General features: G+C 30.8%; 17 protein-coding genes. 3 read left to right on the top strand and 14 right to left on the bottom strand.

Annotation, left to right across the window (positions count from 1 at the left end):
* From XO11_RS01180 to XO11_RS01160, 5 genes are all read right to left on the bottom strand, one after another.
* Window positions 1-252 (bottom strand): transposase (locus tag XO11_RS01180; protein ID WP_254873275.1); only part of this gene is annotated, 252 nt, incomplete at its 3' end.
* A complete protein-coding gene (locus XO11_RS01175; RefSeq protein WP_175417927.1) occupies window positions 227-364 on the bottom strand; it encodes a hypothetical protein in 138 nt (45 codons plus the stop codon). The genes XO11_RS01180 and XO11_RS01175, both read right to left, overlap by 26 nt.
* 29 nt (window positions 365-393) lie before the next feature.
* Window positions 394-1,506: a hypothetical protein gene (locus XO11_RS01170; RefSeq protein ID WP_175418020.1), complete on the bottom strand. Its 1,113-nt coding sequence runs from the start codon at window positions 1,504-1,506 to the stop codon at window positions 394-396.
* Window positions 1,499-2,077 (bottom strand): restriction endonuclease subunit S, encoded by a 579-nt coding sequence (locus XO11_RS01165; RefSeq protein ID WP_175418019.1) that lies wholly within the window; start codon window positions 2,075-2,077, stop codon window positions 1,499-1,501. Before XO11_RS01165 ends, XO11_RS01170 begins: the two co-directional genes overlap by 8 nt.
* Complete coding sequence (locus XO11_RS01160; protein ID WP_014295689.1) at window positions 2,064-2,591, bottom strand: hypothetical protein; 528 nt, start codon at window positions 2,589-2,591, stop codon at window positions 2,064-2,066. Before XO11_RS01160 ends, XO11_RS01165 begins: the two co-directional genes overlap by 14 nt.
* Window positions 2,592-2,812: 221 nt before the next feature.
* Here XO11_RS01160 and XO11_RS01155 point away from each other — a divergent pair, with 221 nt between their 5' ends.
* Entirely contained in the window at window positions 2,813-3,433 is a 621-nt protein-coding gene (locus tag XO11_RS01155; RefSeq protein WP_014295688.1) for a deoxynucleoside kinase, read from the top strand.
* Complete coding sequence (locus XO11_RS01150) at window positions 3,433-4,068, top strand: deoxynucleoside kinase (RefSeq protein WP_014295687.1); 636 nt, start codon at window positions 3,433-3,435, stop codon at window positions 4,066-4,068. The genes XO11_RS01155 and XO11_RS01150 overlap by 1 nt, the downstream gene beginning before the upstream one ends.
* A 38-nt stretch (window positions 4,069-4,106) precedes the next feature.
* Here the strand turns inward: XO11_RS01150 and XO11_RS01145 are convergent, their stop codons facing one another.
* Genes XO11_RS01145 through XO11_RS01105 form a run of 9 tightly spaced genes read right to left on the bottom strand, consistent with a single transcriptional unit; the run spans window position 4,107 to window position 11,747 of the window.
* Window positions 4,107-4,655, bottom strand: a complete 549-nt coding sequence (locus tag XO11_RS01145) for a 2-oxoacid:acceptor oxidoreductase family protein (RefSeq protein WP_014295686.1) — start codon at window positions 4,653-4,655, stop codon at window positions 4,107-4,109.
* A complete protein-coding gene (locus XO11_RS01140) occupies window positions 4,652-5,407 on the bottom strand; it encodes a thiamine pyrophosphate-dependent enzyme (RefSeq protein WP_014295685.1) in 756 nt (251 codons plus the stop codon). The genes XO11_RS01145 and XO11_RS01140 overlap by 4 nt, the downstream gene beginning before the upstream one ends.
* A gap of 15 nt (window positions 5,408-5,422) precedes the next feature.
* On the bottom strand, window positions 5,423-6,478 hold the full coding sequence (locus tag XO11_RS01135) for a 3-methyl-2-oxobutanoate dehydrogenase subunit VorB (protein ID WP_014295684.1): 1,056 nt from the start codon (window positions 6,476-6,478) through the stop codon (window positions 5,423-5,425).
* Between the two features lie 13 nt (window positions 6,479-6,491).
* A complete protein-coding gene (locus tag XO11_RS01130; protein WP_075780119.1) occupies window positions 6,492-6,722 on the bottom strand; it encodes a ferredoxin family protein in 231 nt (76 codons plus the stop codon).
* A 20-nt stretch (window positions 6,723-6,742) separates the two neighbouring features.
* A complete protein-coding gene (locus tag XO11_RS01125; RefSeq protein ID WP_014295682.1) occupies window positions 6,743-7,411 on the bottom strand; it encodes a hypothetical protein in 669 nt (222 codons plus the stop codon).
* A complete protein-coding gene (gene buk / locus XO11_RS01120; RefSeq protein WP_175418018.1) occupies window positions 7,404-8,492 on the bottom strand; it encodes a butyrate kinase in 1,089 nt (362 codons plus the stop codon). Before buk (XO11_RS01120) ends, XO11_RS01125 begins: the two co-directional genes overlap by 8 nt.
* A 12-nt stretch (window positions 8,493-8,504) precedes the next feature.
* Window positions 8,505-9,398: a bifunctional enoyl-CoA hydratase/phosphate acetyltransferase gene (locus XO11_RS01115; RefSeq protein WP_175418017.1), complete on the bottom strand. Its 894-nt coding sequence runs from the start codon at window positions 9,396-9,398 to the stop codon at window positions 8,505-8,507.
* 9 nt (window positions 9,399-9,407) lie between these two features.
* Window positions 9,408-10,469: a butyrate kinase gene (buk, locus tag XO11_RS01110; protein WP_014295679.1), complete on the bottom strand. Its 1,062-nt coding sequence runs from the start codon at window positions 10,467-10,469 to the stop codon at window positions 9,408-9,410.
* Window positions 10,470-10,499: 30 nt separating this feature from the next.
* Window positions 10,500-11,747, bottom strand: a complete 1,248-nt coding sequence (locus tag XO11_RS01105; RefSeq protein WP_014295678.1) for a PLP-dependent aminotransferase family protein — start codon at window positions 11,745-11,747, stop codon at window positions 10,500-10,502.
* A 229-nt stretch (window positions 11,748-11,976) separates the two neighbouring features.
* Between XO11_RS01105 and glyA the strand changes: the two genes are divergently transcribed.
* Window positions 11,977-13,248: a serine hydroxymethyltransferase gene (glyA, locus tag XO11_RS01100; RefSeq protein ID WP_175418016.1), complete on the top strand. Its 1,272-nt coding sequence runs from the start codon at window positions 11,977-11,979 to the stop codon at window positions 13,246-13,248.
* The last annotated feature ends 8 nt before the right edge of the window (window positions 13,249-13,256 follow it).

The following is a 13,256-nucleotide window of genomic DNA, read 5'->3' as shown; positions in this document are numbered from 1 at the left end:
CTCATTTAATATTTGTCCCCAATCCCTAATTCTTGTAGTCCATTTTTCCGTTATTCTCATTGCTGCAAAATATATTGCTTTTATCAATGAGTCATCTGTTGGAAATACGCTTTTGTTTTTGGTTATTTTTCTAAATTGTCTATGAACATTTTCTATTGGATTGGTTGTGTATATCAGCCTTCTTATTGGTTCTGAATATTTAAAATAGGCTGATAATTTATCCCAATTATTTTTCCATATTTGTACTGCCAAGGGGTGAGTTTCGCCCCATTTTTTTGATAATCGTTTCGATATTATCGTTATCCACAGGTTTTCTGGAATACTTTTCATATTCAAGTTCATAATCCATTTCTGCTTTTAACATTTCTTTAAACTTTATTTTTTTGAAAATAATTATTCTTTATATAGCCCTGATAATAATTCCAGTGTTTTTAAGCCTATTTCTTTTTGTTTTTTTTCTGAGTATTCTGTTTCAAGGAGTGTTTTTATTTTTTTGATATCTTCTTTTATTTTTTCACCTGTGAATTGATAGTTTTGAATGTCAAAAGAGAAGTTATGGCTTATAACTTCATTTTCTTTTATTTCTATTTTATCTGTTTTTCCTGATTGGGTTGTATTGATTATTATTATATTTTCTGTTTTTTTATTTGGGTTTATTACATAGATGTATAATTCATTTTTGCCATTTATTTTTATCATTTTTTCAATGTTTTTTGAGTATTGACTGTTGTTTTCGTGGAATCGTTTTGCACAATTTTCCGAGTCAAAGATAAGTATTTTTTTGGTATTTAATTTTATTTCTTTTTCGCATTTTTTATTGAATAAGGAAATAAAATCTATTTCTGTATTTATTTTTCCTGATTTTATTTCATTAGCCTGAATAAGATATTTGTATATCTCAAAGATTATCTTTTTTTCAGCGATTTCTGTGTTATATAAAATTGAGATTTTTTCCGGTAGAATTCCTGTTAAATAAGGATTTGTGATATGAACATTTTCTTTAGCTGTAATTATTTCTGCAAATACTTTTTTTAGCTCTTTGAAATTTATACTTATTAATATATGCAAGTTCTCATTTTCATTGTTTCTTATATTCCTTTGCAAATTTCTTTCTGGAAGCGTATTTAATGTATCAAGGAATGAATTTATAATTTCATTATATGTTCCTCTTAATATATTTTTTGAAAAATCAAGATTGTTTAACAATCTAAATACTTTTGTTTTTGATTCATCGGGAATGTCTGGAATATTTTCTGCATTTTCAATAAAGGATATTTGTTTTTTTATCTGTTCAAAAAAGTTTTCCGAGTTTAAGAGTGAAATTTCTATATTTTCTGTTTTTTCAATTAATTCATGTTTTTGAATTATATAATCTTTTTCTATTTTTAAGTCGTATAGGAATTTATAGAATGCTATTAAATGCGTTTGTGCCTGGATTAATTCCAGATTTTTTGAATCCGAATGTTGCCATATATTTTTCAGTATTTCCGCTATTGTTTTATACATTTAAATCACTCCATACTTTTAAGAATATTGTTTTGTCTATTAGCTCTTCTTTTAGCAGGAGGCTTTTTAGTTTTAATTCTTTTTCTTTTTCAAAGTTTTTTACAATTTCTATTATTTGCTTTTGTATTTCAAGCGGGGGTAATGTTAATTCAAAATCTTCAAGTGTTTTTTTCTTAATAACTTTAATTATCTTACCAACACGTCTTTCTTCAAAATATCTTTTTGCATATTCATTGTTTAATATTATTGTGAGAAATTCTGGAAGTATTTTATCAGAATTGATTCTAATATTAAAAAAGAATTGTGCAGAAATGAGATTTGGAATGTCTTTATCAATATGGACAGCAAAGATATTTGAACCTTTTGCGCTGAAGATTATGTCGTTTTTCTTTAAGAGATATTTTTCTATGTTTCTATTTTTATTATACACAGCTTTTGACAGTTTTTCCATCTCTATTTTGTTTTCTGTTATAGACGAAAGTTTTATATAATTAAGATTGCCCTCAGGTGTTTCTTCTACCTGAGGGGATAAAAAAATATTTGATATTTCCTTTAATTTAATCTTTTTCATCGCCCCACCTCTTTTCTTTATCAGGATATTGATATACATCACTAACTTCTACTACATTGTCATCATCATCTAAATTTAAATCAATACCAAATGAACCTTTATGCATAACAAATACCTTTTTTTCCTCATTCTCTAATACAATTACATCTCCTTCATCATAATATTGTTCTATAATTTTCACTTCCCCATTTTTTAGTCTCTTAATCCTTCTATATAACTCTCTTACATAAACTCTTTCATTATTGGTTTTATATACTTTATACATCGTTATTGCTTCTGTTCCATCATCTAAAATCTTTGGAGGGGTTGTAACTTCATATGGCTCTACATTAAAATCAAGAAAAGGATATTCCTCTTTTTTGGCTTCACTATAATAAACTTCAGGATACTCATCAGATGGATCAAATTTTATTAGTTCTAACATTCCACTACTACCATAACCATCTAGTAATGGATAAAAACCGTCTTTTATAAATATACCAAATGTTTCAAATGAGATAAAATCTAAATCCATATTATCCCTCCTTTATTTTTTACAGTATATATTATACTGTAATTTTTATAATTTGTCAAGTACTATAATATTTTTATTTTAAGTTGCTATGTATAGTATTTGAGAAATTAATAACTACTATATATAGATATCTTAATGAAAATTAAAGATTTTTTCAATATTTCTTTTATATAATGATAGAGCATTAATGAATTTATTTTATTGAATATTGAGGTGGCATGATGGAAGAGATTTTAGCATATTTTAAGGATAAACAGTTAAGAATTAATATCGAAGGGAATATTGGAAGTGGAAAGACAACGCTTGCTAATGCTATTTTTTATAAGATTAATGCTGATGAGTTGATTTTAGAAGAGTTTGAAAATAATCCTTATCTTCCATTATTGTATAAGAATGAAGATGTGGGATTTCAAACAGAAATGTTTTTTCTTGTTTCAAGATACAAGCAATATCACAGGAATAATGATTCAAGATTAATTGTTTCTGATTATGATATGTTAAAGAATAAGATTTTTGCCGATATTACAATTACCAATCCAAAGGAGAAATATAAGTTTTTCAAGATTTATGATATTTTAACTGAGGATATTAAGAAACCTGATGTTCTTATTTATATTGATACCGATGTGGATACTGTTATTGAAAGAATTAAAAAGAGAAATAGGGATATGGAGAAGGTTATTGCAAAGGAATATCTGGAATTGGTTGATAGAGGTTATAAGGAATATTTTTCTAATGAGAAGGATTTTCTTTATATTGACGGAAATAATTTTAATGTTTTTGATGAAAAACAGTTAAAAGAAGTTTTATTAAAAATAATAAATTATCTGGAGGGAAAATAATGGGAAAGATGATAGTTTTGGCCGGGAATGTTGGTGCTGGAAAATCTACATTTACAAGAGTTCTTTCAGAAAGGCTTGGTTTTACACCATATTATGAATCTGTTGCTGATAATCCATTTTTAGAAGATTTTTATAAGGACCAAAAGAAATGGTCATATCATTTACAAACCTTTTTCCTTTTTCATCGATTTAATAGTATTAAGGATATAATCGATAGCGGTACAGATGCTATTTTAGATAGATCAATATACGAAGATGCAGAGATTTTTGCAAAAAATCTTTATTTAACAGGTAAGATGAGCGAAAGGGAATATAAGACATACACTCAAATATTTTATACTATGCTTGAATTTTTAAAAAAGCCTGATTTATTGATATACATTAAAACAAGTGTGGATACTGTTGTTAAAAGAATTGCTAAAAGAGGAAGAGAAATGGAGATGCAGGTTCCTATTGAATATTGGCAGCAACTTGATAATTTATATAAAGACTGGATTGATAATTATGATGAATCAAAGATTTATGTTGTTGATGGTGATGAAATAGATATTGTAGAGAATCCAGAATATATAGATAAAATTGTTAATGATATAAATGAGATACTCAATATAAATGAAGTTGATGAAGTAATATAAAACCGGAAGCTTAAAAGCTTCCGGTTTTATATTATTAATTATAATTGTTCTTCTGCAGCTTTCATTCCAGCTTCAATTGCTTTTAAGTTAAGTTCTAATAAGTCTGCTTTTTTACCTTTTAATGATTTTTCAAGAGCTGCTTTTACTGAATCAAATGAAACTGCATCTGTTGCTTTTAAATATGCTCCTAACATTACCATATTTTGAACTTTTATATTTCCTAATTCATCTGCAATTTCATTTGCAGGAATTTTTATTACTTTTACATCTTTTCTTTCTGGTTCTCTATCTATAACAGATGTATTTAAAAGTAATAATCCACCTTCTGGTAAGAATTTTTCAAATTTGTACATTGATGGAATATTAAATGCTATAACTTCTGATGGTTTGTCTACAACTGGTGATGCAATGTATTTTTCTGAGATAACTACTGTACAGTTTGCTGTACCTCCACGCATTTCTGGACCATATGATGGTAACCATGTTGTATATAAATTTTCGTACATTGCTGCTAATGAAAGGATTTTTCCAAAAAGCATTACACCCTGACCACCAAATCCTGCTGCTATGAATGCATGATGTCTCACTTTTCATCACCCACCTTGTCAACATAAACGCCTAATGGAAATTCTGGAACCATGTTATCTTCTAACCATTTGTTAGCTTCAATTGGATTTACACCCCAGTTTGTTGGACATGTTGAAAGAACTTCAACCATACCAAAACCAAGGCCATTTAATTGAGCTAAGAATGCTTTTTTAATCATTTTCTTTGTTTTTAATACATCCTGTGGTTTGTTAACTTTTGTTCTTGCTAAGAATGCTACACCTGGTAGGTTTGATAATACTTCTGCCATATGAATTGGATAACCTTCATTTTCTGCTTTTCTTCCATATGGTGAAGTTGTTGTTTTCATTCCGAGCAATGTTGTTGGAGCCATTTGTCCTCCAGTCATACCATATATAGCATTGTTTACAAATATTGTTGTGATTTTTTCTCCTCTGTTTGCTGCGTGCATAATTTCTGCTGTACCTATAGCAGCGAGGTCACCATCACCCTGATATGTAAATACTACATTATCTGGTCTTGCTCTTTTCATACCTGTTGCTACTGCTGGAGCTCTTCCATGTGGTGCAACTGTACCATCTACATCAAAGAATTCATATGCAAAAACTGAACATCCTACTGGAGCAACCATTAATGTTTTTTCTCTTATTCCTAATTCATCTAATACTTCTGCTATTAATCTATGGATTATACCATGATGACATCCTGGACAGTAAGTAAATTCTTTTCCGCTTAATGACTCAGGACCTTTAAATTTTATTTTATATGACATAATTTTCCTCCTTTCTTATAACAATTCCATTAAATGATCTAATATTTCATTTGGTGTTGGAACAACACCACCAGTTCTTCCGTAGAATTCAACTGGTTTTTTACCGTTTACTGCTAATCTTACATCTTCAACCATTTGTCCCATACTCATTTCAACTGTGTAGAATAATTTTGCCTGATCTGCTAATTTTGCAATTGCTTCATATGGGAATGGCCATAATGTAATTGGTCTTATTAAACCTGCTTTTACGCCTTTTTCTCTTGCTGTATCAACAACTGTTTTTGCAATTCTTCCAATTGTACCATATGCAACGAGAATAACATCTGCATCTTCTGTTTTGTATTCTTCGTACATTATTTCGTTTTCAATTATTTTCTTATACTTTTCCTGATATCTTAAGTTCATTTTTTCTAAAACATATTCATTTATATCAAATGAAGTTATTTTATGTGGTTCTCTTCCTTTTGCTCCCTGCATTGCCCATGAGCTATGATCAGGTAATGTTGATAAATCCCTATATTCTGGGAATTCAACAGGTTCCATCATTTGACCGAGCATACCGTCTGCAAGGATTAAAACAGGATTTCTGTATTTATCTGCAACATCAAATGCCTTTATTGTTAATTCTACAGCTTCCTGTAATGATTCTGGACCATATACAACAAGTCTGTAATCTCCGTGTCCTCCACCTTTTGTTGCCTGGAAGTAGTCACTTTGTGCTGGCTGAATATCTCCTAAACCTGGACCGCCTCTAACAACGTTTACAAATACTGCAGGTAATTCTGCACCAGCAATATATGAAACACCTTCTTGCATTAATGAGTATCCTGGTGAAGATGTTGATGTGAATACTCTTGAACCTGTTGCTGCTGCACCGTAAATCATATTTACAGCTGCAACTTCACTTTCTGCCTGTAAGAATGTACCATCAACCTGTGGTAACCTTCTTGACATATATTCTGTTAATTCACTCTGTGGTGTTATTGGATAACCAAAATATAATCTACATCCAGCCCTTATGGCGGCTTCACCAATTGCTTCTGTACCTTTAACCATTACTTTTTCGCCCATCAATTATCCCTCCTTAAGCATTTGCCTTTTCCAATGTTGAAACTGTGATACATACATCAGGACACATCTGGTAACAGAATCCACATCCTATACATTTTTCTGGATGTAAAACTGCTGCTGGATGATAACCTTTTGCATTAAATGCTTCTGAGAATCCTAATGTCTGTGTAGGACAGGCATCTATACAAAGGCCACATCCTTTACATCTTTCCTGATCGATTTCAACTTTGTTTTTGTATTCCATCGTATCCCTCCTTTTCAGGTTCATAATTCATATACTTTATCCATAAATCTTCTTAAAATGAATTTCTTATTTTGTGTTTCTATATCTTTTAAGAATTCAGGAACTACCGTAAAGGCTATCGGTATTCCTGTTTTTTCAGAAACTTCCATTAATAATTTTTCACCTTCGAGAATTACTTCTTCAGTAGTTTCATTTTGAAGATTGGAATTTGATACTAAATAATCTATTTTTCTTCTTGCCTTTGCACCTAATCTTTCGAGATTATATATAATATCATCTACTGTGTTCATAAACGGTCTTTTAGTATTTACAACCAAATATGTTGCTGTTTTTGTTTGAGTCAAAAAGTTATTTAGTGATCCCACTACTGTAGCTCCGTCTTCATTACCACCAGCATCTATTACTGTTTGGTATTCTGGATTTACTATATATCCTCCAACTTCTGGTGGAATTATTGGTAAATCCGCATGCATAAATCTTTTTGGTGGTGTTATTACTTTGATATTCATATTGCTTAAAATATCTATTTCGTCTCTTGTTCTGAAATATGGACTTATTACATCTATATCAGCTATTGCAACATGATCATATTTTTCTTTAAGATATATTGCTGTATTTAAGGCTATTTCTGTTTTTCCAGAACCAAACATTCCAATAAAAACGTGACATTTAAAATCAGTATTAACCATTATTTACCTCCTGAGGATAACTTTTAACTTCCTCTTCTCCTTTTAACGCTCTCAATGCTGCTTCTGCAAGAGCTTTTTCTTCATCTCCACCTGGCACAACATAAATAGGTGCTATAAACTCTGTATGTTCTTTTAACCATTTAACCATATTATTTTTATCGTATGCCAAACCGCCAGTTAAAACAATTCCATCTACTTCAAAATTCAAAGCAGCTGCCATTTTTCCAATCCATTTGGATATCTGTAATGCCATTGCTTTATAAATTGTTGTAGCATATTCTTCTCCACTTTCTACTCTTTTTTGAACTTCTAATGCATCGTTTGTGTTAAGATATGCTACTAAACCACCTTTTCCTTTTATCCTTTTTTTCATTTCATCTAATGTCATTTTTCCTGAATAGGCCAAATCCATTACCTGAGTCATTGGCAATGTTCCAGCTCTTTCGGGGGTAAAAGGACCGTCGCCATCGAGTGCGTTATTTACATCAACAACACGTCCATGTTTATGAGCACCGATAGAGATACCACCGCCCATATGTACAACAATTAAATTAACTCCTTCATATGATTTTCCCATTTCTTTTGCTGTGCTCCTTGCAACAGCTTTTTGGTTTAATGCATGGAAAATAGATTTCCTTACATAATCTGGATGTCCTGAGAATCTTGCAATATCTTCCATTTCATCAACTACTACAGGATCTGCAATGTATGCTGGAATACCAACTTCATTTGCTAATTCACTTGCAATTAATGCCCCAAGATTTGAAGCATGTTCTCCGTATTTTCCTTCTCTTAATTCTTCTTTCATTAATTCATTTACTGCGTATACTCCACCTGGAATTGGTCTTAATAATCCACCTCTTCCTATAATTGCAGAAAATGTTTCTAATGAATGTCCGCTTTCTTCAAGGAATTTCTTTATAACGTTTTTTCTAAATTCGTATTGATCTGCAATATGTTCAAAAGGAGCTAATTCTTCTGATGAATGTCTTACTGTATCTTTTGAAAGAAGTTTATCGTCTTCGTAAATTGCAAGTTTAGTTGATGTTGAACCAGGATTTATTACTAATATTTTATACATAACTATTACCTCCTAAGCTAAGAGTACTGATAATGCAATTGATAATAGTTTCGCATCATCAGAATCTGCTCTTGAAGTTAAAACTACAGGTTTTTTACCGCCAAGAATTGTACTTGCAACACCAGCACCTGATAAGAATACCATGGATTTATAGAATATGTTTCCAGCTTCGATATCTGGCATAATTATAATGTCTGCATCTCCGGCAACTTCACTTTTTATTCCTTTGTGTTCTGCTGCTTCTTTAGAAATTGCATTATCCATTGCAAATGGTCCATCTACTATGCAGCCTTTTATTTGACCACGTCTGTTCATTTGAGTAATTATTGCTGCATCCATTGTTGCTGGCATTTTTGGATTAACCTTTTCAAGAGCGCCTACTATTGCTACTTTTGGTGTTTCAATTCCCAAAGCTTTTGCTATTTTTACTGCATTGTTTATTGAATCAACTTTTTGTTCTAAAGTTGGTGCTATAACCATTCCAGCATCTGTTACAATAAGTAATTTATGATAACCTTCTATATCAAATACGCTTACAAGATTCATTGTGCTTTTTGTTCTTAATCCATATTCCTCTTTTAAGAATACTGAAAGCAATTCACCTGTTGTGATATGGCCTTTCATTGGAAGGTCTGTTTTTCCTGAGGCTACATCTTCAACAGTTTTTCTAACTGCTTCTTTATTATTTTCACAATGAACTACTTCCATTTTGGAAATATCTATATTATGTTCTTTTGCAATTTCTTTTATTTTTTCTTCGTTTCCATATAATACAACATTACAAATTCCTTCCTTTAAAGCTCTTTCAACAGCCTTTAACACTACTTCATCTTCAGCTGCTGCAACACCAACGGTTTTTTTTACTTCCATTGATTTTGCAAGTTCAATTATTTTGTTAATTCTCATTGTTTCACCTCACAATTTCCATTCTTTAGCTGGTTCTTCATTGTTTAATACCCTTAATGCACCTTCTGCTAATGCTTCCATTTCAAATGAACCTGGATATCTCATAATTAATGCAATTTTCGATACTCTTTGTTTAATCATATCTATAAATACATCGTTTCTTGCCATACCACCTGTTATAATAATTGCATCTACTTCACCTTTTAATATAGCTGCCATACCGCCAATTTCTTTAGCAATTTGATATGCCATAGCTTCAACTACTTTTTTAGCGTATTCATCTGTTTCGGCTTTTTTCATTGCTTCTCTTAGGTCATTTGTTCCAAGATATGCTACGAGACCACCTTTTCCAATATATCTTTTCTTTAATTCTTTTTTATCGTATTTACCAGAAAATGCCATTTTTGCAAGATCGCCAACTGGTAATTCCCCTGTCCTTTCAGGACTAAATGGTCCTTCGTCATTTGCGTTGTTTACATCTATCATTTTTCCTTTTCTTTGTGCGCCAACAGAAATTCCCCCACCAAGGTGTGCAATAACAAAATTACAATCTTCATATTTTTTGTTTAACTCTTTAGCAGCCTTTCTTGCAACACTTTTCATATTTAATGCATGGAATAAACTTCTTCTTTCTATTTCAGGAATACCTGAAATTCTTGATTCTGGAATAAATTCATCAACTGAAACTGGGTCGGTAATAAATATTGGTATTTCTCCATTTGACAATTCCCAACCAATTACAGCGGCAAGATTTGAAGCGTGTTCTATTTTTGTTTTGTTTCTTAAATAATCAACCATTTCTTCATTTACTTTATAAGTACCGCTTTCAAGAGGTGGAAGAATACCACCTCTTGCAGCAATTGCATCAAAGTCTGAAACTTTGTATCCATATTTTCCAATAAATTCTTCGATTTCGTTTTTTCTTAAATCTATTTGATCCATTAATCTATCGTATTTTTCTAATTCTTCCATTGAATGAGAAACTTCTTCAGAAACTATTAAGTTATTATCTTCAAAAACTGCTATTTTAGTTGATGTTGAACCAGGATTGATTACTAAAATTCGTTTCATTTTTTCACCTCACAATGCTTAAAATATTATTTATTTTAATTTCAATTCTATTCCTTTTTCTTTTGCATATTCGTCAATTGCTTCTCTTAATCTTTTTACACCTTCATCTAATTCTTCAAATGATGGAAGACAGAATGAAACTCTCATTGTATTTCTTTCTGGTTCATCTACATAGAATGTTTCGCCTGGTATATAGATTACTTTCTTTCTCTTTGCAATTTCAAATAATTCCATTGTATCAAAACCTTCTGGTAATGTAATCCATGAGAACAATCCACCTTCTGGTCTAATCCAGTCAACACCTTCAATATCTCCAAGGTATTTTTCCAACGCTTCCATAAATTTATCTTTTTTAGCTCTGTATAACTCTATTGTTGGTTTTATTTCTTCAAATAAATCATATTTTTCAATAAATCTTGCTGCTATTCTCTGAGTTAATGTTGAAGAACAAAGATCCATTCCCTGTTTTGCCAATACCATTTTTCTGATTAACTCTTTATTTGCAACAATAACACCTATTCTTAATCCTGGAGATAATACTTTACTAAATGTATTTAATAAGACAACCCTTTCACCATTATTTAATTTGAAGATACTTGGTTGCTTTTCTCCTTCAAATCTTAATGCCCCATATGGATCATCTTCAATGATAATAAAATCATATTTTTCTGCTAATTCAATTAATCTTTTTCTCTTTTCAAGTGATAATGTTGTTCCTGCTGGATTGTGGAAATTACTTACTGTATAAACAAATTTGAATTTATCGATTTCTCCATTTTCATCTAATTTCTTTAATTCATTTTCAAGATAGTCAATATTCATACCATCTTTTTCAAGTGGAATGCTAATGTATTTTGGATTTCTTTGATTAAAAGCACTTCCTGCTCCTAAATAAATTGGTTTACTTACTGCACAGTAGCTATCTTCATCTAAAAATACTGTTCCAACAATAAATAATGCTTGCTGTGATCCTGTTGTAACCATTAAATTTTCTTCTGTTAAACCATGGATACCTTCATATTCTTCCATTAATCTAATGTACTGTTTAATTAATTCTGGATCACCTTCTGTTGAACCATACTGTAATGATACTCTGTATTCATTCATAATTACTTCATTTGCAATTTCTGACATTTTTTTTATAGGAAATGTTTCTGGATCTGGAATTCCACCACCAAATGAAATAATATCTTTATCACCAGCTGTTTTTAACAATTCTCTGATAAGGTTTGATTTAATCCTTTTAACGGTTTCTGAATACTTATTTTCAAATTTCACAATAATCACCCCTCCAAAAAGTAGTTTATTTCTCACTTTTATTTTACACTTTTAATTTACTTTTTACAAAGTTGATTAGAGGGGTATACATCTGGTTATATGGAATTATCCCTGATTAAATGGTGTGTGAAATTTTTTTCACGAAATTTTTTTCAATGTTAGTATTAGTATTTTTATTATATTTATTGTATAATATATGTGAAAATTTTATCGGTGAGGAGGAGAGAATATGTGGGAAAATGTGAAAACAATTGATCCTGAAATCTTCGAAATTATAACCGAAGAATTAAACAGACAGGAATATGGAATTGAATTAATTGCTTCAGAAAATTTTGCATCAGTTGCAGTTATGGAAGCAATGGGAAGCGTTTTAACAAATAAATATGCTGAAGGTTATCCTAAAAAAAGGTATTACGGTGGTTGTGAGGTTGTAGATAAAGCAGAAACTCTTGCAAGAAATAGAGCAAAGGAATTATTTGGCGCTAAATATGCAAATGTTCAACCACATTCAGGTTCTCAGGCTAATATGGGTGTTTACCTTGCATTAATGGAAACTGGCGATACATTAATGGGAATGTCATTAAGCCATGGGGGACATTTAACTCACGGTGCATCAGTAAACTTTTCAGGTAAAATATTCAACGTTGTACAATATGGTGTAAATGAAGATACAGAAGTAATAGATTATGATGAAGTAGAAAAGTTAGCTCTTGAACATAAACCAAAGGTAATTGTTGCTGGTGGAAGTGCGTACGCAAGAATTATTGATTTCAAAAGATTTAGAGAAATAGCTGATAAAGTCGGAGCATATCTTGTAGTTGATATGTCACACTTTGCAGGACTTGTTGCTGCTGGATTATACCCAAATCCTCTTGAATATGCACATGTTGTTACAACAACAACACATAAAACATTAAGAGGCCCAAGAGGCGGTATGATTTTAACTAACGATAAGGAATTATATAAATTAATTAATAAGAGTATTTTCCCTGGAATTCAGGGGGGTCCTTTAATGCATGTTATTGCTGCAAAAGCTGTGGCATTTAAGGAAGCTTTATCTCCAGAATTTAAAACTTATCAAGAACAGGTTATAAAAAATGCAAAAAAACTTGCTGAAGAAATGGAAAAACTTGGATTTAGAATTGTTTCAGGTGGAACAGATTCTCATTTATTCCTTGTTGATTTAAATGAAAAAAATGTAACCGGAAAAGCTGCTGAAAAAGCTTTAGAAGCTGCTGGAATTACAGTAAATAAAAACACTATTCCAAAGGAAACACGTTCACCTTTTGTAACAAGTGGTATTAGAATAGGAACACCTGCTGTTACATCAAGAGGCATGAAAGAAGAAGAAATGGTTGTTATTGCTAAATTAATTAATGAAGTTATTACAAATATAAAAGATGAAGATGGAACATTAGACGAAGAATTTAAAAATAAAATAAAATCAGAAGTAAAGGAATTATGTGAAAAATTCCCATTATATAAAGGAAAAATATTTTAAGTGTTTAT

Origin of the sequence: Marinitoga sp. 1138 (genome assembly GCF_013363265.1) — a bacterium.
GTDB classification, from domain to species: Bacteria; Thermotogota; Thermotogae; order Petrotogales; family Petrotogaceae; genus Marinitoga; species Marinitoga piezophila.
The sequence above is the reverse complement of the archived record's forward strand: the minus strand, read 5'-3'. Positions and strand labels throughout refer to the sequence as shown.

Excerpts from the sequence above, each read along its gene's own strand:
- XO11_RS01130 (WP_075780119.1), bottom strand. The coding sequence starts at position 6,722 with ATGGAATACAAAAACAAAGTTGAAATCGATCAGGAAAGATGTAAAGGA.
- XO11_RS01140 (WP_014295685.1), bottom strand. The coding sequence starts at position 5,407 with ATGTCATATAAAATAAAATTTAAAGGTCCTGAGTCATTAAGCGGAAAA.
- XO11_RS01125 (WP_014295682.1), bottom strand. The coding sequence starts at position 7,411 with ATGGTTAATACTGATTTTAAATGTCACGTTTTTATTGGAATGTTTGGT.
- XO11_RS01170 (WP_175418020.1), bottom strand. The coding sequence starts at position 1,506 with ATGTATAAAACAATAGCGGAAATACTGAAAAATATATGGCAACATTCG.
- XO11_RS01115 (WP_175418017.1), bottom strand. The coding sequence starts at position 9,398 with ATGAGAATTAACAAAATAATTGAACTTGCAAAATCAATGGAAGTAAAA.
- XO11_RS01165 (WP_175418019.1), bottom strand. The coding sequence starts at position 2,077 with ATGAAAAAGATTAAATTAAAGGAAATATCAAATATTTTTTTATCCCCT.
- buk (WP_175418018.1), bottom strand. The coding sequence starts at position 8,492 with ATGTATAAAATATTAGTAATAAATCCTGGTTCAACATCAACTAAACTT.
- XO11_RS01135 (WP_014295684.1), bottom strand. The coding sequence starts at position 6,478 with ATGGGCGAAAAAGTAATGGTTAAAGGTACAGAAGCAATTGGTGAAGCC.
- XO11_RS01175 (WP_175417927.1), bottom strand. The coding sequence starts at position 364 with ATGTTAAAAGCAGAAATGGATTATGAACTTGAATATGAAAAGTATTCC.
- glyA (WP_175418016.1), top strand. The coding sequence starts at position 11,977 with ATGTGGGAAAATGTGAAAACAATTGATCCTGAAATCTTCGAAATTATA.
- XO11_RS01160 (WP_014295689.1), bottom strand. The coding sequence starts at position 2,591 with ATGGATTTAGATTTTATCTCATTTGAAACATTTGGTATATTTATAAAA.
- XO11_RS01150 (WP_014295687.1), top strand. The coding sequence starts at position 3,433 with ATGGGAAAGATGATAGTTTTGGCCGGGAATGTTGGTGCTGGAAAATCT.
- buk (WP_014295679.1), bottom strand. The coding sequence starts at position 10,469 with ATGAAACGAATTTTAGTAATCAATCCTGGTTCAACATCAACTAAAATA.
- XO11_RS01155 (WP_014295688.1), top strand. The coding sequence starts at position 2,813 with ATGGAAGAGATTTTAGCATATTTTAAGGATAAACAGTTAAGAATTAAT.